This is a genomic window from Burkholderia sp. Bp8992, from assembly GCF_003853705.1.
GTDB lineage: Bacteria > Pseudomonadota > Gammaproteobacteria > Burkholderiales > Burkholderiaceae > Burkholderia.
The window spans coordinates 307,786-332,821 of record NZ_QTQI01000003.1; the positions used below are offsets into that span (position 1 = coordinate 307,786).

The 25,036-nt window shown below is 66.7% G+C and carries 21 protein-coding genes; 4 read left to right on the forward strand and 17 right to left on the reverse strand.

The features are described from left to right. Window positions 1-76: 76 nt before the first annotated feature. The 8 genes from DIE03_RS06460 to DIE03_RS06495 form a co-directional block, all read right to left on the reverse strand. Window positions 77-4,522 (reverse strand): cellulose biosynthesis protein BcsC, encoded by a 4,446-nt coding sequence (locus tag DIE03_RS06460; RefSeq protein WP_124448593.1) that lies wholly within the window; start codon window positions 4,520-4,522, stop codon window positions 77-79. A 1-nt stretch (window position 4,523) separates the two neighbouring features. Continuing rightward, the gene (gene bcsB / locus DIE03_RS06465; protein ID WP_124448594.1) at window positions 4,524-7,007 is read right to left on the reverse strand and encodes a cellulose biosynthesis cyclic di-GMP-binding regulatory protein BcsB; all 2,484 of its coding nucleotides are present in this window, start codon (window positions 7,005-7,007) and stop codon (window positions 4,524-4,526) included. Window positions 7,008-7,023: 16 nt separating this feature from the next. Further along, window positions 7,024-9,201, reverse strand: coding sequence for a UDP-forming cellulose synthase catalytic subunit (gene bcsA / locus DIE03_RS06470; protein WP_124448596.1), 2,178 nt, complete (start codon window positions 9,199-9,201; stop codon window positions 7,024-7,026). Next, window positions 9,198-9,974, reverse strand: coding sequence for a cellulose biosynthesis protein BcsQ (gene bcsQ / locus DIE03_RS06475; protein ID WP_124448860.1), 777 nt, complete (start codon window positions 9,972-9,974; stop codon window positions 9,198-9,200). The genes bcsA and bcsQ overlap by 4 nt, the downstream gene beginning before the upstream one ends. Further along, window positions 9,971-10,396: a cellulose biosynthesis protein BcsP gene (gene bcsP / locus DIE03_RS06480; RefSeq protein ID WP_124448598.1), complete on the reverse strand. Its 426-nt coding sequence runs from the start codon at window positions 10,394-10,396 to the stop codon at window positions 9,971-9,973. Before bcsP ends, bcsQ begins: the two co-directional genes overlap by 4 nt. 45 nt (window positions 10,397-10,441) lie before the next feature. Continuing rightward, a complete protein-coding gene (bcsD, locus tag DIE03_RS06485; RefSeq protein ID WP_124448862.1) occupies window positions 10,442-10,897 on the reverse strand; it encodes a cellulose biosynthesis protein BcsD in 456 nt (151 codons plus the stop codon). A 435-nt stretch (window positions 10,898-11,332) separates the two neighbouring features. After that, complete coding sequence (locus tag DIE03_RS06490) at window positions 11,333-11,641, reverse strand: H-NS family nucleoid-associated regulatory protein (RefSeq protein ID WP_124448600.1); 309 nt, start codon at window positions 11,639-11,641, stop codon at window positions 11,333-11,335. Window positions 11,642-11,757: 116 nt separating this feature from the next. Beyond that, window positions 11,758-11,991 carry a flagellar transcriptional regulator FlhD gene (locus tag DIE03_RS06495; protein ID WP_124448602.1) on the reverse strand — a complete coding sequence of 78 codons (234 nt, stop codon included), beginning with the start codon at window positions 11,989-11,991 and terminating at the stop codon, window positions 11,758-11,760. A gap of 364 nt (window positions 11,992-12,355) precedes the next feature. Between DIE03_RS06495 and galU the strand changes: the two genes are divergently transcribed. The 4 genes from galU (at window position 12,356) to DIE03_RS06515 (ending at window position 16,634) form a co-directional block, all read left to right on the forward strand. Beyond that, window positions 12,356-13,240: a UTP--glucose-1-phosphate uridylyltransferase GalU gene (gene galU, locus DIE03_RS06500; RefSeq protein WP_124448604.1), complete on the forward strand. Its 885-nt coding sequence runs from the start codon at window positions 12,356-12,358 to the stop codon at window positions 13,238-13,240. 25 nt (window positions 13,241-13,265) lie between these two features. Continuing rightward, window positions 13,266-13,901, forward strand: coding sequence for a phosphatase PAP2 family protein (locus tag DIE03_RS06505; protein WP_124448606.1), 636 nt, complete (start codon window positions 13,266-13,268; stop codon window positions 13,899-13,901). Between the two features lie 340 nt (window positions 13,902-14,241). Next, window positions 14,242-15,435 (forward strand): hypothetical protein, encoded by a 1,194-nt coding sequence (locus tag DIE03_RS06510; protein ID WP_124448608.1) that lies wholly within the window; start codon window positions 14,242-14,244, stop codon window positions 15,433-15,435. A gap of 32 nt (window positions 15,436-15,467) precedes the next feature. Beyond that, window positions 15,468-16,634, forward strand: a complete 1,167-nt coding sequence (locus tag DIE03_RS06515) for a sialidase family protein (RefSeq protein ID WP_185658117.1) — start codon at window positions 15,468-15,470, stop codon at window positions 16,632-16,634. Window positions 16,635-16,686: 52 nt separating this feature from the next. Here DIE03_RS06515 and DIE03_RS06520 read toward each other — a convergent pair whose 3' ends face one another. The 9 genes from DIE03_RS06520 to DIE03_RS06560 form a co-directional block, all read right to left on the reverse strand. Next, window positions 16,687-17,622, reverse strand: coding sequence for an SIS domain-containing protein (locus DIE03_RS06520; RefSeq protein WP_124448612.1), 936 nt, complete (start codon window positions 17,620-17,622; stop codon window positions 16,687-16,689). Next, entirely contained in the window at window positions 17,600-18,424 is an 825-nt protein-coding gene (gene kdsB / locus DIE03_RS06525; protein ID WP_124448614.1) for a 3-deoxy-manno-octulosonate cytidylyltransferase, read from the reverse strand. Before kdsB ends, DIE03_RS06520 begins: the two co-directional genes overlap by 23 nt. Then, on the reverse strand, window positions 18,408-18,947 hold the full coding sequence (locus DIE03_RS06530) for an HAD family hydrolase (RefSeq protein ID WP_185658118.1): 540 nt from the start codon (window positions 18,945-18,947) through the stop codon (window positions 18,408-18,410). The genes kdsB and DIE03_RS06530 overlap by 17 nt, the downstream gene beginning before the upstream one ends. A gap of 8 nt (window positions 18,948-18,955) precedes the next feature. After that, the gene (gene kdsA / locus DIE03_RS06535) at window positions 18,956-19,801 is read right to left on the reverse strand and encodes a 3-deoxy-8-phosphooctulonate synthase (protein WP_124448618.1); all 846 of its coding nucleotides are present in this window, start codon (window positions 19,799-19,801) and stop codon (window positions 18,956-18,958) included. Window positions 19,802-19,894: 93 nt separating this feature from the next. Then, window positions 19,895-20,977, reverse strand: a complete 1,083-nt coding sequence (locus DIE03_RS06540) for a glycosyltransferase (protein WP_124448620.1) — start codon at window positions 20,975-20,977, stop codon at window positions 19,895-19,897. 54 nt (window positions 20,978-21,031) lie between these two features. Beyond that, complete coding sequence (locus DIE03_RS06545) at window positions 21,032-22,012, reverse strand: glycosyltransferase (protein WP_124448622.1); 981 nt, start codon at window positions 22,010-22,012, stop codon at window positions 21,032-21,034. Continuing rightward, entirely contained in the window at window positions 22,009-22,539 is a 531-nt protein-coding gene (locus DIE03_RS06550; protein ID WP_124448624.1) for a serine O-acetyltransferase, read from the reverse strand. The genes DIE03_RS06545 and DIE03_RS06550 overlap by 4 nt, the downstream gene beginning before the upstream one ends. 1 nt (window position 22,540) lies before the next feature. Next, window positions 22,541-23,740, reverse strand: a complete 1,200-nt coding sequence (locus DIE03_RS06555; protein ID WP_124448626.1) for a capsular biosynthesis protein — start codon at window positions 23,738-23,740, stop codon at window positions 22,541-22,543. A gap of 28 nt (window positions 23,741-23,768) precedes the next feature. After that, window positions 23,769-25,001: an oligosaccharide flippase family protein gene (locus tag DIE03_RS06560; protein WP_124448628.1), complete on the reverse strand. Its 1,233-nt coding sequence runs from the start codon at window positions 24,999-25,001 to the stop codon at window positions 23,769-23,771. Between the last annotated feature and the right edge of the window lie 35 nt (window positions 25,002-25,036).

Genomic DNA, 25,036 nt, shown 5'->3' on the forward strand with positions numbered 1-25,036 from the left:
AATAGAAACTTTCTGAATGGCTCCACCCACCCTATTCGTACTAACGTGCTCACCCAGCGCAGTCGAGCGAATCCGTTCAATCGGCTTCCGCGAGATACGGCGACGTGAACGCGCGCGGCGGGAACAGCGGCACGCCGCTTTGTGGCGTGAAGCTGTAGCGAAGGTAGACGGCCGCCGTCCACTCGCGATACTGATACGCGTTGCCGAACGATGCCGTCCCGCCGACGGCGAGCTGCGGAGCGACCTGGTATTCGCCGCGCGCGGCGAGCGAGTAGGCAACGCCCGTCTTGCTGCGTGCCGGATACACGGCCCCCGGGTCGAGCCCCACCGCTTGACTGGTGGCGGCGTTCGCCGCCGCCTGCGCCTGCATGCCGGGATCGAGCGGGAAATACGGCACCGCGTTCTGCCGGTAATGTTGGACACCGAATGAGCCGTTCAGATCGTAGGCAAACGAACCCGTTCGCCCTGCAAACTCGATCGGTATGTTCAGGATCACATACTGCTGCGGACTGAAATAGCCGCCCTGGCCGTACGTGAAATACGACTGGTTCTTGCTGAAGCGCATCCACGTCGCATTGACGCCCACGGTGAGCGTCCGGTCCGCGTCGCGAAACAGGCGCGTATAGGCGCCGCCGCTCCCCTTTCCCGAGAAGTTCCGTTCCACGTGATGGCCGTCGTAGTAGTCGAACGCACCCTCGACATACAAGCCGCTGGTGCCGTCGTCCCAGCTCAGCGCGCCACGCGCGCCGCTGCGCATCACGCCGCCCCACTTGAGGCCGGCACTCGCATCGCGCGCGCCCGCGAACGAAAGCACGCTGTCGGTCACCGCGCGGCGCGTGACGGCCAGCGAGTAGGCGGCCCGATCGGTTACGGCACCGTTGTAGCTCGCGCCGCCGACCATATCCTGGTACGGGAACCCGACCGGCGTCGCGCCGACATCGACCTTCAATTGCTTGCCTTCATAGCCCGCGGAGAGACCGACGCCGCTCGCCGTCTGGGAACCCGGCGAGCCGCCGCCGGGCGCCATTGCGAGCCCCGCGCCGAACCGGGCGAGGGTCGGCACATCGGTGGCCGAGCTGGCGCCGTCGAGCATGACGGGGGTGGCGGTCACGACGATGTGACCGTCGCCCGCCTCGATCCGCCCTTTCAGCGGCGCCTCGATATCGGTGAGGCCCGATAGCCCCGCTTCGCCCGTACGGTTTCGGAACACGAGGCCGCCGGTCGCCGTACTAGCCTGCTCGCGGTTCACCTGCGCGAGCTCGGACGCGACATCGAGCATCTGTCCACCGGCGTCCGTGCCCGCATCCGGCTGCGGCGAGCGGGCCGCGATCGCGCTTCTCGCATAGCCGGCCGGCGGCTGCGGGATATAGCGAGGCGACGCATCGGGCTGCCCGTATGCCTGCAATGGAACCGACGACCGCGCGGAGGCGGGCTTCGTGGCGCCGCGCGTCTGCCTGCTCGCCCGGGCGGAAGGTGCGGATGCCATCGGCGATGCGCTCGTCGCCGCGGCGCGCGACGCCGGCGACATCGGCCACGGCGTGGCGACGTAACCGGCACAGTCGTCGTTCGAATCGACCTGCGACACGCATCCGGCGAACGCCCCCGCCGGCGGCACGTCGGCGGCAGGCTCCCGATAGGGCCGCGCGATCGCAGGCCCACCCGATTCACCCGCGCCAACGCTCTCCTGGCCGTAACCGCCGGGATCGCGCGCGATCGGCTGCAGCGGGATGGCGGACGGCGCCATGCGCGCTTCCGGCATGGCGGACGGTGTGGCGTAGGTCGCGGGCGGTATCGTATAGGGCACGGTCGGAGCGGAAGAAGACGGGGTGGACCAGGAAGGCATGGCCGGCAGCGGCGATACCGCGGTGCCGAAGCCGGCGCCGTTCGACGAACGCTCGACATCTACGGCGGTCTTGCCTTCGAACGGATTGGTACCGGGCAGCGGGTTCGCGCCGATGCGCCGCATCGCATCTTCCCAACCGCGCGGAACGTTCGACCGCGCCGGCTTGCTGCTCGGGGGCGGCGTATTGGCGACCAGCAGCGCACGCTGCAGATACTGTGCGGCGAGCGAGAGATTCCCCTCCGCGCGATACAGACGTCCAGTCGCGGCAAGCAGCCCCGCGTCGTCGGGCGCAATACGCAGTGCGGTGGCCGCAAACGCTTCGCCATCGCGCCATGCCTTCGCGGCACTCGCCGCATAGATCGCCGCGACCAGCAAGCCCGTATCGTCGGGCCGGCGGGCCAGTGCGACCCGGTAGCATTTCAGCGCGTTCGGCGCGTCGCCCGCCGATGTATACAGCCTCGCGAGCGCGCCCTGGAGCTCCGGACTGTCGGGCATCGCGGCCAGCCAGGGGGCGATGACGGCATAGCCACCGGCAAGGTCGCCCTCCTGACGTACCGCGTCGGCGCGACGCACGACGATCTCGAGGTTCAGGCGTTCGAAGTCGCTCCGCTGCGCGGGCGACAACGTCATCGCGGCAAGCCGGCGCATCGCGTCGCCAAGAAGCACATCGTTGCGCACGGTCAGCAGAATCCGCGAATATTGCAGCAGCAAGTGTGCGTTGTCCGGCTCCCGGGCCAGCGCACGCTGCACGATCCAGAGCGCGCGCGACACGTCGCCGGCTTGCGCATAGCCCGCCGACAGCTGCGCCGCGAGCCGCGGCACCGACTGACCGATTCCCTCGGCGTCGTGCAACACGCCGAGCGCCTGCGCACGGTGGCCCTCGCGCACCATCCGCGTCGCGAGTGCAACCTGCTGGCCGACCCAGAGACGGTTCTGCAACGTCGTCATCGCCGCCGTGCGCTGCGCGGGCGGGATGCGCTCGAGCCGCTGCAGCCCGACGCTCCAGTCCTGCGTCTGCTCCGCCAGCAGCGCGCCGGCGTAGAGCGCGTCGGTCATGTCGGGCCGCTCGGCCAGCAACCCGTCCATCATGCTGCGCGCCGACGCGATCGCGCCCTGCCGGACATACACGCGTGCCAGATCCAGCCGCAGCCATGGATCGTCCGGGCTGCCCGCAAGCGCATCCTCGAACAGACTGCGCGCCGTGCCCAGGTCGCCGCTCGCTTCGGCCTGCCGCGCCTGCGCCGCCTCGGCCGTACGACGCAGCCGGTCGAGGCCGCCGGCCTTCGATTGCTGCTCGGCGCTCAGTTGCGTCGCGAACTGCAACGCCTCGTCGCCGCGTCCCTCCGCGGCCAACGCGCCGACCAGGCCGCGTATCGCGTCCGGATTGTCGGACTGACGCCGCAACGCCATCCGGTACGCCTGCTCGGCGCCACGCGCATCGCGATTCTCCAGCAGCGCGTCGCCGAGCATCACCTGCGCGGTGACGTTCGACGGATCGGCCAGAATCGCGCGCTCGAACAGCGCTTTCGCCTTGGCGAAGTCGCCGTTGCTTTGCGCGCCCAGCGCCTCGCTCGTGTAGGACCAGTATGTCGCGCTACCCAGCGCCGATCGCCAGCGCGCCGCATTCCCGCCTCGCGACGCGCGCTCCAGATCGCTTCGCGCCTGCGCAAAGCGCTCCTGCTTCAGTTCGACGATGCCGCGACCGCCCAGTGCGTCGCTGTCGTTCGGCAACTTGTCGAGCACGGCGTTGAAACGGGCCCGCGCCGCGTCGAGATCGCCGCGCTGGAGTGACGCGAAGCCGTCCTCGATCGCGCGGCCGCGCGCTTCGTTCGACGCGTCGCGCTGGTCGTCCTCGCGCCCGGTTTGATCCTGTCGTACCATGCTGTCGTAGCGCGCCTTGACGGGAGGATCGTCGGGCACCACCTTCAGGTAGGCGAGATAGCGCGCCTGATCCGACGGCCTTGCCGCGAGCCAGAGCAGCGCCTGCCGCCAACTCTGGCGCGCCGCCTTCCCGACTTTCCCGTCGGCGGACAGCTGTTCGAGCCGCGCGATGCCGTCGCGGCGCGTCGCGTCGCGATAGGTCAAGTGTTGGGCATACGCGAGCGCGTAGCGCGGATCGTCAGGGTTGTCGCGCGCGAGACGTTCCAGGCCGTGCCGCGCTTCGCTCCATCCGCTCGGCGTGGCCGCGAGCGCCTGGAAGTACTCGAGCTGCAGTGCCGGCGACGACGGCGCACCTTGCAGCGCACGCTGATACTCGCGCGCGGCCAGTGCGCTCTGCCCCGCTTGCGCGAGGCTGCGGGCGTCGCTGATCGCGCCGTCCCACGCACTCGCGTCGCCCAGGCGCCGGCCAAGCTCGTCGATCTGCGCAAAGCCGGGAGCGATACGGCGCAACTGTTCGAGGTAGCGGCGCGCGCCGTCGACGTCCTTGCGATCGGCGAGCACCATGCCCATGCCGAACAGCGCGTCCGGTTGATTCGGGTCGACGCCCAGCACCTTCTTCCACGCTTGAGCCGCAAGATCGCCTCGACCGTGGGCCTGCCAGTATCGACCCTGATCGAGGAGCACCTTCAGCGCGTCGCTGCCGGCAGCCTCCGCATGCGGCAGGACCAACGCGAGCAGGAGACTCGCGACACCGCCCGCGCGGGCGACGCCGAGCCCGCGTAACCATCGGTTTCGCATGTCATTCCTTCAGCCGGCGCGCCGCGCGCGCACGGAGCAGACGATAGAAGAGCGCCGCCGCGACGAACGCGGCCAGCACGTTGAACAGCACAAGCAGCAGCGGGCGTTCCGACAGCATCCTGCGCAGGTACGTGAACGGCGGCAGCGCACCGACGTGATACGACGTTTCGTTCGACGTCACCGAGACGGTGCGATCGCGAATCACAACCATCGCGCCCTGGATCAACGTAAGCATGTCGTCGTCGAGCAGCGCGCGGCCGAGCACGTCATCCGCATGCCCGGTCGCGCTGATCAACGCGACGGCGCTGCGCGTCTTGCCCAACGGCGATTCGAAGCCGGCAATCAGCGCGCTCGTGCCGTCCGAGACGATCGAGAGGCCGGCACGCACGCGTTCGCGCTCGGCGCGAGGCGACTGCGCCGCCTCGGCGCGTCCGAAGATGCCGTCGTCGCGATCCGTGCCGAACGGCATGTGCGCCGCCCAGCGAGTCAGCAGCGGCTGGGTATCCGGCGCGCCGAGAATCAGCAGGTCCTTGGACGCGAACGCGCCGACACCGCTGGCGTCCGTTACCGTCACGCCGGTGACCGGATACCCCGTCGACACGCCCATGCGGCCCATCACGAGCAGGTACAGACCGTAGACGTCCGGGGTCGGCTCGGCAGGCAGCACGACGGCCGTGTCCGACAAGTCGGCCATCCGCGTGAACGGAAAGCCGCTGTTTGCGAACGCGGCGAGGTCGGGCAGCGCCTTGTAGTGCGAAAACGACGACACGTCGATCGTCGAGTCCGGGTCGATCGACCCCGCGACGTTCTGCAGCAGCCGCCCCGTGCATCTGCCCATATCCGGGATCTCGTAGAAGAAGTGCAGCTGCAGTTGCGTGCGCGGCGTCAGCAGCAGCGGCGGCACGTGCAGCGTCGCGCGGTCGATGCCGTTGGCGATGAACGGCAGGTAGCGACTCAGGCTCCAGCGGGACGTTTCCCGCGTCGGAATCGGCAGCGCCTTCACGAACGTGTCGCCGACGCTCTGGTTGAGCGACGAGCGATCGGCGCGCAACGTCGGCGTGTATCGATAACGCAGGTCGATCGGCGCGCCGCGCGTATCCCATGTGAACAGATCGGGCGCCACGCGCAGGTCGAGCCGAATCGCGCCCGCGTCGTATCCGGACACGCTGAGCGCGCGCCCGTCGAGCAGGTCGCCGATCCGCACCGGGTGGGTCGACGACAGCCAGTTCGGCGCGTCGTACGGCACGCGCGGCGCGACGTTCGCCGCCCGGCTCACCGTGGCCTGCGTGCCTGCAAGCGTCTTGCTGCCGAGCGCGAGCGCAAGCGCGGCAACCTTCACTTCGGCCGGCGTTCGACCGAGCACCAGCAAGAGTCGGCCCTGGGCTGGCGCCTGCCGCTCGGCGACGGCCAGCGTCGGTCCGTCGATTGCAGGCAGCGTCACGCCGTCCAGACGATCGCCGGGCGTCGCGAACACCACGGCATTGCCCGATTCGGGCAGGCCGCCGGGCCGGACCGGAAACCGCGCACCGCGATACGAGACCAGCGCGCCGAACCACGAAGCGACGATACCCGCCGCTTCCAGCGTCTCCCGCGGCGGTCGCGCGGCGAATGCGAACGGCAGCTCGAGCCGGCGGACGTCCCGCGAATCGAAGAACGGCGCGGGCAGGACACCAAGCTCCGGCCGTTCGGGCAGCGCCGCATAGGTCAGGTCGAGCCGGCTCGCATTGCTCACCGTTGCCCACAGCGAGGAGCTCGCCGGATTCTCGCAATCGTTCGTGTAATGACCGATCAGCTGAACGTTGAGATGGTTGTATTCGGTGACGAAGCGCGGATCGATCAGCACGTCGCGTGCAACCGTCATCCCGCCTTGAGCGGCAGGCAACGGCAGCGTCGCCGCCACTTCGCCGTTGACCAGCACCTTGAGCTGCGACAGAGTCGGCAGCAGCGCGGGCGAGTAGCTGTAAATCAGATGCAGCGTCGCAGCCGTGACGACCTCGTCGCGACGGACCGAGAACGCGATGCCGTTCTGGCCGTCGGTGCCCCGCAGCTGCAGCGGATCGCGCGCGCCGAGATCCGCGAACGTCAGTGCCTGACGCCGGCCGCCGGGCACGAGCGTGCCGGGCTCGGCGGTGGTCGGCAGCACGCCGAAGCGGCGGCGCTCGATGTCGGCCGCCGGAACCGGCTCGGCGAGCAGCGTCGGGCGCGCCGTGGCGGGCCCGACGGGTACGACCCGCGACGGCGGCGCCTCGTCGCCCGACGACATCGCGCCATCCGCCGCCCGCACCGCGCGCGGCGCCTGCATCTCGGCGGCCGATACTCCGCCGCCCGATGCGATGCCGCTCGCCACGGCCCAGAGCATGAACGACAGCATCCCGCGCGACACGCGCGCGTGCCGCCCGATACGGGCAGAAACCGCGGCAACCACGCCCTGCGAAATGCACGCCTTGCGGCGCGTGCTGCCGCGCTGTCGCGACGTCCACGTCATGCTTTCCGACCTCACGTTATTTTTTATCGTTGTGGCGACCGCCGCGCCCGAGCATGCGCAGGTCCGCATACAGGCGTGCGGTCACGCGAAGGAAGCCGTGCACGCCGACTTTCGCGAGATGCAGGAACGCACGCGGCGGCGAATCGGGCCGGCGGCCGTCCGTCCAGCCGACCCATGCGTCCGCGCGGGAAAAAGTCGAACTGACGAGATCGAACTCCTGCTGTTGCGACAGGCTCTTGAACCGGATGCCGACACGCCCCGTTCCGACATGCTCGATCGTCGCGGGAAATGCGTACTCGTCGACACCGCGAAACAGCGACACCGTCACCGCTTCGCCGCCCGGAATGCGCGCATCGTCGGGGACGACGACGCCAATGCCGCCCTCCGAGTAGTCACGCGTTTCGCATGCCAGTGTCCGGCCGTTCCCGAACCGCAGCATCACCGGAATGCGCGCCGCGACGCGATGAGAAACGCGTACCTGCCGGCGTTCGTTCGACGCCGCGACGGCGAGGCCCAGAATCAGGATGTTGTAGGTCGTCCACGCCAGGTTGAACGCCGTCGTCTGGACTTCGCTGCCGACATGACGGTTCAGCGACAGGTTCAGGATGCCGATCGCAAGGCCGATCACGTTCAGGATCACCAGGCTCAGATACCGTTTCGACACAGCCCAATCGAAGTAGCCGTGGTCGATTTTCCCGCCCTTGGCCGTCACGTTGAACTTGCCCAGCCGCGGGTTGATCAGCGCGAGCAACGTCGGCAACGCGATATACGACGCCAGCACAGCCTCGTACACTTCGGCCCAGAAAGAATGCCGGAACCGGCTCTGCATCCGCGAATTCGTCACGTTCGCGTGGACGACGTGAGGCAGCGCATAGAGCGCAAGCATCGTCGCGGACGCATGGATCACGTGCGCGTTGAAGAACAGGAACGACAACGGTGCGGTCAGGAACACGAGCCGCGGGATGCCGTAGAAGAAATGCATCATCGCGTTCAGGTAGCACAGTCGCTGGCCCAGCGTCAGCCCGGGCCCGAACAACGGGTTGTCGATGCGGAATATCTGCGTCATGCCGCGCGCCCAGCGGATTCGCTGGCCGATGTGGCCGGTCAGGCTCTCGGTAGCAAGCCCCGCCGCCTGCGGGATCGCCAGATAAGCGGTCGTATAGCCGCGGCGATGCAGCTTGAGCGCGGTGTGCGCGTCCTCGGTCACGGTCTCCGTCGCGATGCCGCCGATCTCCTCCACCATCGCGCGGCGCAGCAGCGCGCACGATCCGCAGAAAAACGTGGCATTCCAGAGATCGTTGCCGTCCTGCACCAGCCCGTAGAACAATTCGCCTTCATTCGGCACCTCCCTGAAAATGCCGAGATTGCGCTCGAACGGATCCGGCGAAAAGAAATGATGCGGCGTCTGGAGCAAGGACAGCTTCGGATCTCGAAGGAACCAGCCGAGACCGACCTGCAGGAACGAACGCGTCGGCACGTGATCGCAATCGAAGATCGCGACGTATTCCCCGTCGGTGATCTTCAGCGCTTCGTTGAGGTTGCCGGCCTTGGCATGGCGATTGTGATCGCGGGTCGTCCAGTGCACGCCGACGGACTCGCAAAACGTGCGGAATTCCGTGCGGCGTCCATCGTCCAGCACGTGAATCGACAGCTTGTCGGCCGGGTAATCCAACGCGAGTGCCGCGTAGATGGTCGGTTTGACGACGCTCAACGGTTCGTTGTACGTCGGAATGAACACGTCGACGCTCGGCCAATGCGCGCGCGACGCGGGCAATGGCAGCGGCTTGCGCCCGAGCGGCCACGCGGTCTGAAAGTAGCCGAGAAGCAGCACCGCCGCCGCATAGACTTCGGCAGCCATGAGCAGCATGCCCCACACCGCGTCGAGTGGATGCAGCCACAGCAGCGTGTCGGACAGCCGCCAGTACATGTACCGGCCGGTGGCCGCCACCGACAGCACGATCATGACGAGCGTCGCGTAGCGGCCATCCAGGCGCCGTAGCAGCAATGAACATACGATGCAGCAGGTGGCAAGCACGAGCTGCCCGATATTGTCGAGCGGCACGGTACACACGAAGTACAACGCCAGCAATGCGCATGCGGCCGCCGGCAGCGCGACGAACCAGCGGTTCCCGGGCAGCGTGTCGACGAACCGATCGACCGCCGAGGGTTGCGCAGCGTCCCCGCGGGCGCTCAAGCGACACTCCGCGCGGTGTCACGCCGCTCGAGCACGCGCTCGAGCCAAGCGCCGCACGCGTTCAGATCGGCGGCCGCCTGCGAACGCGGATCGTAGCGATTCACGGTCGTCCGGCACGCGAGCGATTCCGCGACCCCTTGATCCGCATGAATCACACCGCCGAACCGCGCCGCGCCGAGACTGTCGCACAGCACGCGCAGCACATCGCGGCCCAGTACCCGCGACTGATCGACCTGATTGACCACATAGCCGTCGCCCAGGAAGTCCGCGCGGGTCGCTGCGTAGACGTCCAGCATCCGCCGCATCTGCGGGATCGTCGCGTACGACGCCGCATCGGCAAGCACGACATTGAGCACGAAATGCGCGGCCGTCAGCGCAGCGCGCATGTAGACCGAGGTGCCCGGCGGCGTATCGAGGATCACGATGTCGTCATCGCCGAGCTCAAGCGCCGCAAGCCCGCGCGCGAGCCACGAAGGATCGTGGTCCAGCAGTCGCTCGAAGCGACGCTGATCCGCTTCGCTGACCACCCCGAACGGCATGATCGTGATCCCGTCGACGACCGCTGCCGGCCAGCTCAGCCCGTTCAGCGCGGCGCCGGCAAGCCCTTCGGTCATCTCGAGTGGCACGCCGAAATGCAGCTTCAGCGCATTCTGCGGATCGAGATCCACGATGCTCACGCGCCGCCGCGACGCCGCCATCACGGCCGCGAGGTTCGCCGCCAGCGTCGTCTTGCCGACACCGCCCTTTGCCGAAGCAATCGCGACGATCTTCACGAACGGCCCGTCCACACCGACGGCTTCTTCGGCTCCTCGCCCTGCGTCTCGGCTCGCAACCGCTCGAACAGCCGAACCAGCGGCTGCGGTGAGTCTTGCGCGCCCGTACTCGTACTGTCCGACGCCGCCGGCTTGCCGATCAGTTTCTTCAGCGAGCCCGGGGGGTGATCCCGCCTGCCGGCATCCGGCGCAAGCGGCGCGCGTGTGTCGGTGATCACGGCATTGCTCGGGCTCGACCCGTTCTCCAGTGTCCCCGAGTCCGATTGCCCTTGCAGATCGCTGTCACGCAACTCGACACCGCCGAGCAACGGCCAACGCACGCGCGCCATTTCGGCGTCGACCTCGGCACGGACTTCCTGATAGCGGTCGGCATCACCGCCAAAACGCTTGAACAACGATTCGATATCCCGTGAGGTCGACATAGCGTGCCAATTTGTTATTGCGGAAATTCCGGTCGACCGGGCCGCTCAGTTCCGTGCCCGCGCCACGCGCAGTTCGATTCGCGAATCGTCCGTGGGCGCGATGTCCTGCGCGACGCGCAGGCCCGTCGCGCCGACGCTGTCGAACCAGCCCTGGTAAGCACCCTGCAGAAAAGCCGAGGACCAGGCGAGATGGTCATCGCCGAGCGCGCGCAACGGCGCGGCGTAATGGACGATGCGCAGGAATTCGTGTTCGTCGGACAGTTCGGCGTAACCCCACTGCATGTCGCGCCAGCGGGCATTCAATGCGTCCGCGAGATCGTCCGTCGACTCACACGGGCCGAGCGGATGCGCGGCCGCGAAGCGCATGCCGACGCGCGCCATCAATTGCCTCAGTTCGTCCCGGTCGAGTTGTTCGGTGAATTCGCCGGCCAGTGCCTCCATGAATCCGCGCCATTGATGCGACACCTGACGCTCAAGAAGATGCTCCAGAATTCCCTGCATGGACGACGGATCCCCGGTGAAAAATATCGATTGGCGTGACCGCATCATGTGCTTCGCGCGCGGACAGCGTTGCAACAGCATTTGCGCACATCGTATTGAATCCGGGAGTACTAATGGGGTTCGATGTCTAGCCAAAAAACGCCAAACTATCGGACATATCCGCCAATCGCTTGTTCAGGCACCCGTCCGCCGACCTACCTCGGCTTGGCGTCGAATACGAAGCATTCGAACACCTCCATGGTGTCATTGGGACATAGAGGGAGCTTTGGCTGACATGCAGTCCACGCGCGTGCTACGCGTGACAATCGTTTTCCGTTGATGTCTCGAGTTGGTGGTCGCATGGACCGCGGTAGAACGCTGGGGGGGCCGCAGTGGCCTCGGTCGCGCGAGGCGAGCGTCATGCAACGCCCCGCTGCACCGCTTTACACACGCTCCTCAAGCGGGATTGCGCTCGATCAGAAACCGCTCGCGACGGCCGCCTTTTATCCAGCGCGGTTCGCGACCGCGCCCGCTCCACGTCGCACCAGTCTTCGGATCGCGATATCGGGGCGCCGATGTACTCTTTCGTCGAGACGTTCTTGCGGTGCCGCCGTGGCGGCCGAAGATCTGGCTGGCGGTCAGGCCGTAATCGGCGACCCGGGTGCGAATCTCCTGAATGACAGCTTCGAGTTCGGCAAGTCGGGCTTCCTCGACGCGCTTCATCAATTCATCGGCTTGCGCCTTCAATTCGAGATAACCGGACATGCGGTTCCTCCACATTTTCATGCGTGATAAAAGACCGAATGGACGCGGGATTGCCACGAGGCAATCCACTTGAAAGCCGTGAGTCGAACGCCCATTCGGGAAAACCGGAAAGCTGATCACGCGCGGCCCGGCGCGTCTTCGGCGCGAAATTCACACACCAATTCACCGCGGACCGCGAGTTCATCGATCTGATCCAGCGTCAACGCGCCGATCGATGCGGCAATTTCATCCGAAATGCCCAATTTCCGCTTGGCCTGCTCATAGTCGATACGCAACATGCGCTGCGCGAGCACAAGATATGCACGGTTGAATTCCGCGATTGCATCGAAGATATCGCCCTGTCCGGTCATGACTGCTCCTGAGCCGACAGCGAGGTCCGTGCGCGCCGCGCGCGCGGCACCGTGACCGGCCGCCCGGTAGTGAATGCCTGAATCTACGTCATGCAATCGATGTCATGCCGACAATTCCTAGACGGCATCCGACATTCATGAAATCGGCGCTTGCAAAGCGCAATTCGTCACGATTCGTTGCTGTCGGATTCTGCCTATATTCGGTCACCACCTGAAACCGGAACACCCATACGATTTCCGAACGGCGCGCGATTCCCATTGCGCGAACGATACGGTACCGGCGAACGATGATGGCATGTACGCATCACCGCTCTTTTCTCGGCATCGTTGATGCCTGATCCTGAACGCATGGAATCCGACAATCATGTTGAAAGTGACGAAAGCCGTATTCCCGGTCGCCGGTCTCGGCACGCGATTTCTGCCTGCGACCAAGGCCAGCCCGAAAGAAATGCTGCCGGTCGTGGACAAGCCCCTGATTCAATATGCGGTCGAGGAAGCGATCGCTGCGGGCATCACCGAAATGATTTTCGTGACCGGCCGCAGCAAGCGCGCGATCGAAGACCACTTCGACAAGTCCTACGAGATCGAGGCCGAACTCGAGGCACGCGGCAAGGAGAAGCTGCTGTCGCTGGTGCGCAGCATCAAGCCGAGCCACGTCGACTGCTTCTACGTGCGCCAGGCCGAAGCACTGGGGCTCGGCCATGCGGTGCTGTGTGCGGAGAAGCTGGTCGGCAACCAGCCGTTCGCGGTGATCCTCGCCGACGACCTGCTCGACGGCCCGACGCCCGTGCTGCGCCAGATGATCAACGTGTTCGATCACTATCACGCGTCGGTGATCGGCGTGGAGGAAATCGCGCCCGAGGCATCGAAGTCGTACGGCGTGATCGACGGCAAGCGCTGGGAGGACAACCTGTTCAAGCTGTCCGGGATCGTCGAGAAACCGGAGCCCGAGAAGGCGCCGTCGAATTTCGGCGTGGTCGGCCGCTACGTGCTGAAGCCGAAGGTGTTCGAGCATCTGCGCGCGCTGCGGCCCGGTGCCGGCGGCGAACTGCAGCTGACGGACGCGATCGAGTCGCTGCTGTCGGACGAGCAGGTGCTCGCCCATCGCTACGACGGTACGCGCTTCGATTGCGGCAGCAAGCTCGGGTATCTGAAGGCGACGGTCGAGTTCGCGCTGCGGCATCCGGAAGTGGCCGCGGATTTCGAAAGCTATCTGGCCACGCGCATGTCGGCGCTGCAGGCCGCCTGACCGAGCGGCCGTCACGAACCCAGTCATGTGGACGGCCATCAGCGATCTCGGTGACGCCGCGATGACGTTGCCGCTTGCCGTCGTGTGCATCGCCTGGCTCACGCGCTCGACGGCTGGACGGCATCACGCGGCATCATGGGCACTGATGCTCGCGGCCGGCATGGCGCTGGTCGGCGCCACCAAAATGCTGTACGCGGGCTGCGGGATCCAGATCCGCGCGATCGATTTCCGTGTGATCAGCGGGCATACGATGCTTGCGTCGGCGGTCTGGCCGATGACGTGCATGCTGGCACTGAGCGGCGGCGCGCAACTACGGGCGAGCACGTCGCAATCGCTCGGGCTCGGGCTCGGGCTCGGGCTCGGGCTCGGGCTCGGGCTCGGGCTCGGGCTCGGGCTCGGCGCGCTGATCGGTGTCTCACGCGTGTTCGACGACGCACACACGCCGTCGGAAGTCGTCGCCGGCTGGCTCCTCGGCTCGGCGGTCGCGCTGGCGTTCGTGTGGCGGCATGGCGCGCCGCGCGTCGACGCGCGGTATCGCGCGCTCGTCGCAGGCTCGCTGCTGGCCGTGTCGGCCGTCGCGTATGGCCGTCATGCGCCGATTCAGGCGGCGATCGAGATGTATTCGCCGTTTCTGTGCGGGCGGTACGCGCTGCAGCCTTAACGGATGCGGTCGCGCACGGCCGGACCTCACAACACGTCGCGATGCCGCGCGACCGAGCCCGACCGGCCACCCGACGCACACCTCGCTCCGCTGACCCCGTCTAAAAAAGACAGGATGCCGCACGAATCGGACAACGCGACTCGCCCGGCCGTCCAACCCTCTATGATTGATCGCCGGAATCGCTTTCGTCCCAAACGACGGGCGCGTGTTCCGCGTGCGAACCGGCGCGCAAGACAGCCCTGCCCGACAGGCATCTTGCCCCGCATCGCACGGCATCTCTTCGCGCGGCGCCGGAACGGCCGGCACGCAGCGAATCCGGAGTTTCCGATCGGGCGCACGAATGTCGACCTTGCTCTTCTCAGCCAGCGTACTGTTCTTCTCGCTCAACGCGTTCAGCGTGCGGGCGACCTTCGCCGCGTATTTCCTGCTCTGCGCGCTTGCCTTTCTGCGCGCGCCGACACTAATGAACCGGCAGCGGCACCTGTTTCCGGTTTGCACGTACTGGCTGATCAGCACGTGCCTCGCGTTCATCCTGTCCGCGTTCGGCGATTTCTACGTGAACTTCTTCATCAAGTTCGTGCTGATCCAGACGTACGTCGCGCTGAGCTACTGGATGTTCGCCGGCGGCGTGCTCACGCGGGAATCGCTCGATACCGCGTGCAAGACGCTCATCTACGTCCACGCCGCGTTCTTCACGTTTCAGCTCGTCTATTACCTCGGCACCGGCACATTCATCGACTTCGACAGCTATGTGCGCGAAGCCGACTCCGAAGCGCTCTACGCGACCAAGGCACTGACCGACAGCCTGATTTCGATCCGCGCGCTGGGCCTGTTTTCCGAACCGTCGTTCTATGCGATGACGGTCATCCCGAGCGCGGTGGTCCTGCTGCTGTCGCAGCGACGCATCACGCTCGCGCCTGTCGTCGGGTTCGCCACCGCGCTGCTCAGCTTCTCGGTCGCGTCGATGGCCGTCTGCGCCGCGCTGTGCGGGCTGCACGTGCTCACCGGGCGCGGCCGGTTGCGGACCCGGATCGCCGTCGTCGTCGTCGCGCTCGCCTGCGTGCCCTGGCTCTACAGCGTGTACGACCAGCGCGTGAACCAGTCGGTCGACTACGATGCGGTCGGCAGCCGTACGCTCGTGCTGACCGAGCTGTCCGAGCGCGACGTGGTCGCGGGCGTGTTCGGCGGCGGCCTGTTCTGGGATGAACGCAACAACGTCGGGAAAACGCACCTGCGCGGCTATCAGGTGCGGGACAGCTCGTTCTACATTTACCTCGTGTTCGCCGCGGGCGTCGCCGGCTTCGTCGTGTTCTTCGGTACGCTCGTCATGCTGTTCCGTCACAAGGTCCGGCGCAAGTATCTGCTCTACCTGCTGCCGATCCTGCTGTTCAAGTATCACGTGCTCTATGGCATGCTCTGGCTCACCATCCTGCTGTTCGTCGTGCTGGCCGACCAGGACGCGCCGCACCGGCGCGCGGTTGCCCGTCCCCTCCCAAACGCGTCCGGCGGCAAGCCGCTCGCGCACCTGACATGACATCACACCAACGTGCGCCGACGCTGGGCGCGATGAGACGGTCGCTCATCGCTGCGCTGTGCATTGGCTGCGCGGCGACGGCAGCACACGCGCAAGCCGTCCCCGCGCCGCCCGGCGAGGTGATTGCGCACAGCGATGCCGCCACGCACGTGTATCTCGGTTCGCCGTCGCTCGCGGTGTTGCCGAACGGCGACTACATCGCGAGCCTCGACACGTTCGGCGCCGCCTCGGCGCAGAATCGGGTATCCGTGTTTACGTCGCACGACAAGGGCGCGACCTGGTCCAGGCTCGGCGACGTGCCGGACCAGTACTGGTCGTCGCTGTTCGTGCTGAACGGCACGCTGTACCTGATGGGTACCAACCGCGCGATGGGCACGCCGTCGATTCGCCGGTCCGACGACGGCGGCGCATCGTGGACCACGCCGGTCGACGCATCCACCGGGCTGCTGCCGTATCAGGGGCGCTTCATCACCGGGCCGGTACCGGTCCTCATCGATCGCGGACGAGTCTGGCGCGCGTATGAGCGTGTCGAGGACGGCGACCTGCGCGCGCTGGTGATGTCCGCGCCGGTCGATCGCGACCTGCTGGACGCCCGCAACTGGCGTGTATCCACGCACCTGCCGTCAGACAAGCGCTGGCTCGACGGCAAATTCCAGTCGTGGGAAGAAGGCAACGTGGTCGGCCAGCAAGGCGCCGCGCCCGTCGTCATGCTGCGCGTGAACACCGCGAACGGTCCGGAGAAGGCCGCGCTGGTGACGACGATTGGCGACGGCCGCACGCTGTCGTTCGATCCGGCGCGCGATTTCGTCGACCTGCCGGGCGCCGGCAAGAAGTTCACGATTCGCTTCGACCCGCAGTCGAAGCAATACTGGACGATCACGAACGCGGTGCCGAAAAGCGTCGGGCGAATAAACCTCGAACGCGTCCGCAACACGCTTGTGCTGCTGTCGTCGCCCGATCTTCGGCAGTGGACCGCGCGGCGCATCCTGTTGCAACACGCCGACACGAAACGGCACGGCTTCCAGTACGTCGACTGGCAATTCGACGGCAGCGACCTCGTCGCAGTGCTCCGCGTGTCGTTCGACGACCCGGAAGGCGGCGCAGCAAGCCAGCACGACTCGAATTTCATCACGTTCCTGCGCGTGCGTCGGTTCCGCCAGGATGCTGCGTCCAGCGCACTGACGCAAAGCCTGCAATAGCCTGCGCCGGCGCCATCCGCGTCTCCCGCGCGCTGCGGGAGACGCCAATCCCTTACTTCTTGAACACGCCGACGACGTCACCGCCATCGACCACCAGCAACGCGCCGATCCGCTGCTGCTGCATCAGCAGCAATGCATCCTCGACGCGCGTGCCGGGCCGCACCGTCGACGGCTCGATCGACATCATGTCGCCCGCCGTGCGCCGCAATACGCTGTCGCCGTGCCGCTCGATCGCGCGGCGGACATCGCCGTCGGTCACGATGCCCCAGCCGGCGTTGCGCCTCACGATCGCGAGCCCGAGCCGTCCGCGCGTCATTGCATCCAGCACGTCGAGCGTCGACGTGGTCTCCGTCACGAACGGCAGGTTCCCGCGCGCCATTTCGTCGTCGACCGTGGACAGCAGCCGGCGGCCGAGTGAGCCACCCGGATGGAAGCGCGCGAAGTGTTCCGGCTGGAAACCGCGCGCGCGCATCAGCGTGACCGCCAGCGCATCGCCCATCGCGAGCGTCGCCGTCGTCGACGCAGTCGGCGCGAGCTGCAACGGACACGCCTCGCGTTCGACACCGATGTCGAGATGGACCCGCGCGGCGCTCGCGAGCGTCGACGCAGGATTGCCGGTCAGCGCGATCAGGTCGTTGCCGTTGCTGCGCAGGAACGGAATCAGCTTGATCACCTCGTCCGTCTCGCCGGAATTCGACATCGCGAGAAACGTGTCGTCCGGCGTCACCATGCCGAGATCGCCGTGATAGGCCTCGCCCGGATGCATGAAGAACGCGGGCGTGCCTGTGCTCGACAGCGTCGCGGCGATCTTCCTGCCGACGATGCCGGACTTGCCCATGCCGCACACGACGACGCGGCCGCTCGATGCGAGAACGATCTCGACCGCTTCCTCAAAATTCGCGTCGAGTCGCGCGGCCACGGCGGCCAACGCCCGCGACTCAATCTCGAAGACCTGCCGGGCGGATTCAATATGGTTCTGTCGCATCATGGGTTTGCCGTTTGAGAAGGGAGACGACACGGGCGACGTCGTCGGGCGTATCGATGCCGGCTGGCGGTGCATCGGGCCAGCGCATCACGTCGATCGGTATGCCAAGCCAGAGCGCGCGCAATTGCTCGAGTTTTTCCAGCTGTTCGAGCTCGCACGGCGCCGCACTCGCCAGCGCCTGCAAGGTCGCGTTCGCGTAACCGTAGAGGCCGATGTGACGCAGGAACATGCGTTTGGTCAAACCATTCGTACCATTCGAATCGTCCGAGCTCGCCGGGCGGCCGTCGCGGCAGAACGGGATCGCCGCGCGTGAGAAATACAGCGCGCGACCACGGCGGTCGACCACGAGCTTGACGATTGCCGGCTCGTCGAGCAGCCCGATTTCCCCGATCGGGCAGGCCACCGTCGCGACGCCGAGGTCCGGCGCCGCGGCGCAGAAACCGGCGAATGCCTGCAACAGCGCCGTCGGCACGAGCGGTTCGTCGCCCTGCACGTTGAGAACTGCATCGGTGTCGGGCCAGCCGAACACACGCGCGACCTCCGCCGCGCGATCGGTGCCGGACGCGTGACCGGTATCGGTCATCGCGAAACGGACGCCGTGCGCGTCGAGCACCTCCGCGATCCGCGCGTCGTCGATCGCGACGACGATGTCGGCACCGGGCAGTGCGCGGCGCACGCGTGCATGCACGCGAACGATCATCGGTTCGCCGTCCAGATCGACGAGCGGCTTGCCCGGCAGCCGCGTCGATCCGTATCGTGCCGGAATCACGACGCGCACCGTCCGCCCGTTACTGAACGACGTCATGACTGCTCCATTGTTCGAGCAACGGTCGATATGCATCGTCGAGCGGCAACCCGGCTTCGGTCAGCAGGTGCTCGGCAACCTCGCGTGCGACGCCGCGACCGCCGGCCGTGTGCGCGACATGATCGACGCGTGCGCGGACCAGCCGATGCGCATCAGCCGGCGCATACGACACGCCGACACGTTCGATGACCGCGAGATCGTTCACGTCGTCGCCGACATACGCGATCTCGTGATCGTCGAGTTGTTGTCGCGCCTTGATGTCCGCGTAGCCCGCGGCCTTGTCGTCGCAGCCGGTCACGAGCACGTCGACGCCAAGCTGCGACGCCCGCCACGCCAGCGCGCCGCTGTGCTTGCCCGACAGGATGCCGGTGCGGATCCCGTGCGCGCGCAGCAGTGCGATGGCGACGCCATCGTGCGCGTGAAAACTTTTCATGAACTCGCCGTCCGCCGTCACGTGCAGCAAGCCGTCGGTCAGCACGCCGTCGACGTCGAACAGCACCAGGCGCACGGACCCGCGATACATTGCGCCGCTCACCGGATATCGAGCGGCGGCAGCCGCTTCACGAGATCGTCCACCGCCTTTACCTGCTGCAGGAACGCGTCGAGCAGCGCGAGCGGCAGCGCGCTCGGGCCGTCGCAGCGTGCGCGGTCGGGATCAGGATGCGCTTCGAGGAACAGCCCGCCCAGCCCGACCGCCATCCCGGCGCGCGCGAGATCGAGCACCTGCCGCCGCCGGCCGCCCGATGCGGCGCCGTGCGGATCGCGCATCTGCAGGCTGTGCGTCACGTCGAAGATCACCGGGCAGTCGCCCGTCGCGTCGCGCATCTGGCGGAAGCCCAGCATGTCGACGACCAGGTTGTCATACCCGAACGAAGAACCGCGCTCGCACAGGATCACGCGGTCGTTGCCGGCTTCGCGGCACTTCGACACCACGTGCTCGATCTGTGTCGGGCTCATGAACTGCGGCTTCTTGATATTGACCGCGTTGCCGGTCTGCGCGATCGCGACCACGAGGTCGGTCTGGCGCGCGAGGAATGCCGGCACCTGCAGCACGTCGACGACCTGCGAGGCCGGCTCGGCCTGCCACACTTCATGCACGTCGGTGATGACCGGCACGCCGAACCGGCGTTTGACTTCGTCGAAAATGCGGAGCCCCTCGTCGAATCCGACGCCGCGATACGAGCGGATCGACGAACGGTTGGCCTTGTCGAAGGACGCCTTGAACACCAGCGGAATGTCGAGACGGCGCGTGACCTCGACAAACGCACTGCAGACATCGAGCGTGAAGTCGAGACTCTCGAGCACGTTGAGTCCGCCGAAGAGGACGAACGGCAGGTCGTTGCCGACGGTGACGTCCGGGGTAATGGTTACATTCATACGGTTCTCCGTGAAATTGGGGCGGCGTTGTGCGCGTTGCGCCGCGGCGGATGCCGCGCGGTCGCGCCGGTCGGTCGCAGCCGGATGGTGCCGTCAGCGGGCCACCCGTGCAGCATAGAGCGGCGCGAGCTCGCCGAACAGGCGCTCCTCGCCGAAGCGTTGTCGCGCCTCGCGGCTCGCCTGCCAGGCCAGTTCCCGGCGCAGCGTATCGTCGCCGGCGAGGCGCTCCAGCCACGCGACCGCGTCGGCCGCCGTCGCGTAGATCACGCCGGTCTGCAGATGGCGCACGACGTCCACGTTGCCGGCGCAGTCGGACACGACGACAGGCCGGCCGGCCAGCATCGCCTCGATGACCGACACCGGCATGCCCTCCCACGACGACGTCGACAGGTACACGTCCGCGCGTTCGAGCCGCCGCGCGACCTCGTCGTGCGGCAACCATCCGGTCACCTCGACGCCCGCCTCGGCCAGCCGTGCCTTGTCGGCGTCGTCGCCGTCGCCGATCCAGACGAAGCGCGTGCCGCCCGCGCGCAGGCCGTGGGCGATCCGCGCGAACAGCGCCGGATTCTTTTGCGCGCGGATGCCGCCGACGGTCACCACGCACGCACGCCTGTCCGCCTGACGCCCGGCGGTGTCCGACGGCGCGGACGAGCGCGTCGTGCTCACCGCATTCTCGATCACCACCACCGGCTGACGCAGCCATACGCGGATCGCGCGGCCTTCGCTTTCGGAGCATGCGACATACAGGCATTTCCGGACGCACGCGATCCATTCGAGGCCGACGAACGCGAGACGCTTCACGCCCGAGATATCGCGGCGCATGAACGAGATGCAGTGCGGGCTGTAGAAGAACGCCGCTCTCGGCAACGCGAACAGCGTCGACAGCCTTCCGAGAAAGCCGGCGAACGACGAATGCAGGTGCACGACGTCCGGGCCGATCTCGTTGAGCGTCGCGCGCAGCCGGCCAATGGTCCGCAACAGGCCAGCGCCTTTCATCTGCACATGGTGCAGCGATACGCGCTTGTCGAACATCGCGGTCAGACCGGGCGGCGTATCCGGCCGAACCGAGTAGATGACATGCACGTCATGGCCTTCGCGAGCCAGGCGATTCGCGATCAGGCACACCATCGACAATGTGCCGGTGGCGCTGGATTCGACTATGTGGACGATCTTCATCGCGATCCGTTCCATGAGGGATGAGCCGTCGCGCAGCGACGGCGAATGACGTCGTCAGGCACCCGGCCCTCGGCCCGCGGCCACATCGATATACGCCAGCACACCCGAGCGCTCGATCACGCGCCCCCATTCGAGCGACTTCATCGCCGCCGGGTCGGGACGGGTCGCACGGATCCGCGACAGCGGAAACAGTTCGTCGAAGATCGTCGCGCCGGTGACGTGGCACTGGATGCCGAGCTCGTGCGCGGTGCGCACGTTCGACGGCGCGTCGTTGCACACGATCTTCTTGCCAAGCGACGCGTACTCGAGCAGCTTCGTCGGCGTCTGGAAGCAATGCGGCCGGTGATACGGGAAGAAGCAAATCGCGTATTCGCTGTCGCGAACGATCCGCAGCGCGTCGGGCTGCGGCACGCGGCCGACGAAGCGGAGGCCCGGCGTGTCGGCGAACGCCGCACGGATTTCCGGCTCCGGGTTGCCGACCAGCACGAGCGTGTCGGACGCGTCGCGCCGCGCGTCGCGATAGGCGGCCAGCACCTTGTGAAAGCCACGTTCGCGGCTCATTTCGCCGATATAACAGAACCGTCCCGACGGGGTCGGCTCGGCACCGGCCTTGCCTCCGGTCGCGACCTCGACATCGGTATCCGCGTCGGCCGGATCGAAGATCCAGTCCGGCACGCCCATCGGCAACAGCAACGAACGCACGCCGTCGCGAAACGCCATCGCGTCGCGCATCTGCTCGTTCTGGAAGATCCGCAAGTCGGGCCGCACGTTCAGCAACCGCTTCACGCTGTCCTTGGCAGCCGCGAGCCGGCCGACCGACAGCGACCGATAGTCGTGAATCACGAACCGCGCGGGCGGCAGCGTGCGATAGAAACCCATGATGCACCACAGGATGCAGAGGTCCCGGTCCGGAAATCGCGCGTACGCATCGAGATCGCCGTCGAACACCTCGAACCCGTGCGTTCTCAGCCGACTCCCGTAGGCGGCGATCTCGGGATAGTTCGCTTTGCCGGGATGCAGAATGAATACTTTCAATTCGACTCCAGTCCGTTGTCGAGAATGCGCGCCGGGACGCCGACGGCCACGTGGCCGTCGGGCACATCGCGCAGCACCACCGCGCCGGCGCCGATCCGCGCGCAATCGCCGACGCGCACCGCGCCGAGCACGACGCTGTGCACGCCGAACTCGACGTGGTCGCCGATCGTCGGCACGCCGCCGATCGTGCCGTCCTTCTGGATCGTGTTGCCGATGGTCACGCCGTGCCGCAGCGTGCAGTACTCGCCGATCACCGCGTAGCCGTTGATCACGAGGCCCGTGCCGTGATAAATCGCGAGCCCCTTGCCGATCTTCGTCTTCACCGGAATCTCGATGCCCATCAGCCAGTCGCACAGCACGATGTAGAGCAGGATGAGCGGCGCGCCGGCCAGCAGCGTGAGCCGGCTCCGGCATGCGAGGTAATGCACGACGCGGTAGAAAACCACCACGCTGCGCGTCTTCACGAACGCATTGCGGCGGCAGTCTTCAGCGATCGCCTCGGCGGTCTGTCGCAACGAGACGGCCATATCAGTGCCGCCTCGCGAACACGCGCCGGGCCGCGTCGGCGGGAATGCGCGCGGCGCCGAAATAGTCGATGCCGTCGACCAGGAACGAATGGATGTATTTCAGCAGCCGCTCGCGGTCGAATTCCTTGTAAAAGCAGCGGCCCAGCGATACCACACGCTTGCCGTACAGCATCGCCTCGAGCCCGACCGTCGAATTGATCGTGACGACCGCGTACGCGTGCCGGAGCAAGTCCGTGGTCGGCGACGTGACGATCTCGAAGTGATAGGTCTCCTGCAGGCGCACGATCGCGTCGATCGCGGCCGCATCGGTCTCGGCCGGATGCAGCTTCACGAACAGGTCGGCGCTCTCGTTCGCCGCGAACTCGAACGCATGGCGGATCGCATCGAGATTGCCGACGTCCGAATGCAGCTTGATCTGCGTGTCGCCCGACACCTGCAGCGGCAGGAACACATAACGGCAGGTCGAGAGCGTATCGGCCGACATGCAGGTGGCCTGTCGCGGCGCCGGCATCCCGTTGCGCGCCCGCACGCTCGCCAGGCGCCGGCGGCCGACGCCGCCGCTGATCGCCTTCAGCAGGTAGTTGGTCGCGGACATAGCCTTGCGCGCGAACGACGTCGTGGCCTGCGGCAGCGGCATCTGCTTGTAGCGCTCATAGGCCGACAGCCAGCGCGCGTGCGTGTCCTCGTCGGGCAGCGGCAGGCGATCGATGACCTCGGGGTGGCGGCTGATCGTCGACAGCGCATTGACGCCCAGCGAATCGACGAACAGCTTGCCCGGCAGGTTCGAGATCTCGATGAATCGGGTCGCCACGCCGAGAACCGTACAGGCCTGCCGCACTGCGCGGCACACCAGTTGCTGCCCGTTCCACATCACGCACTGCTCGACCCGCAGGCCGCGCAGGACTTCCGACGCGATATGGAAGATCGCCGCCGATTCGCGCTTCGCGCGCGCGTCGGTCATCTGCCCGTTCAGCACCTCGATCGACAGCTGATATGGCGTGCGGTCAGCCGGCCGGCCATCGGGAACGTCGATCGGCATCAACCGGTTCAGGTACACCGACCGGAAGCCGCCCAGCAGCAGGCCGAGATGCGCGACGGGTTCGCTCGTCAGGAACGCGAACTCGTATTCGTTCCGGACCGCGTTCACCAGGCGGGTCGCGAAGTAGTAACGCTCGAGGGAATCGATGACTATCAGGATCATGGTGGGTTCGTCCGTCGTATCGGCGCGCTCAGGCCAGCGCCCGGGACCGGGAAAGGGTCGTGCCGAGGACCCGGTACGTCAGCGCGATGCCGGCCGCCATCAGCGCCGCGCCGGTCAGCGAAAAAATCTGCACGCTGGTCGGCGCCGACAGGTTCATCAGCCGCGCGATGCTCAGCGCACCGGCAAGACACACGCCACAGGTCAGCTGAAACAGGAAGTCGATGCGCTGCGCACGGGTCGCGAGGAAGATCTGCGACAGCGGCACGTAGATCAGTTGCAGTGCGAACAGCGGCATCAGGCTGTGATAGAACCCGACCGAACCGTGCCAGCTCTCGCCGAAGAACAGGTTGACGAGCGGCGCGAACAGCAGCAGCCCGCCGGCCATGTACACCGCCGCGAGTGCCGTGAGCGCACGGGCGTAGGTCCGGTACACACGCGGCACCGTCGTGTCCGCATCCGGACGCGCCATCGCACCGATCGCGTCGCGGCGAAACACCCCGCCGACGCTCTGCGCGATCAGCGATACTGGAAAGAAGCCGAGCCGGTACGCCGCCGCGAAGTAGCCGGCGCTCTGCGCATCGAACCAGTGCGGAATCGCAATCGACAACGCGTAGGTCAGCACCGACGCGCACAGCGTCGACGGCAGGATATACAGCGCGAAACGGCGGTTCCTGACAAAAAACCCGCGAGATAGCCGGAACGAGTAGCCGGCCCGATAGCCGGAGAACAGGATCGCCGCGGCCATCACAACCGAGATCGCCGCCGTCACCCACGCGTACAGCGCGAACACGTCGACGTTCCCGCACGCGGGGCATGCGAGCGACAGCACGAGGCCGATGAGGAACGACCCGTTGACGACGACGCGCGACAACGCGATCCACCCGTAGCGCCTGAGGCTGTTCAGGTAGGAACCGGCAGCCAGCTGCACGAACGTGGCCAGTGCGTAGACCGCGACGAGATACAGGTCCGCACGGCCGGCGACGATGATCAGGATGCCGAACACTGAGACGACGACCAAGCTCAGCGCCGTCACGTTGACGCACGCGTTGAACGACTCGCACGGCACGTCGTCGACGCACGCGAGCTCGTAGCGAAATGCGAGCAGCGTGCCGACGAAGGTCGCGAGCGCGAGCAGGTAGTTGAAGTGGCCGAGCGACTCCGGCCCGAAGCGCCGTCCGATCACGAAGATGCAGACGAACAGCGCGATCTGGCCGACCACGACGCCGGCGAGCGACACGATCGAATCCCGCGGATTGATCATCTCGCCTCCGTGCACTGCACTCGACCGGACGAGCG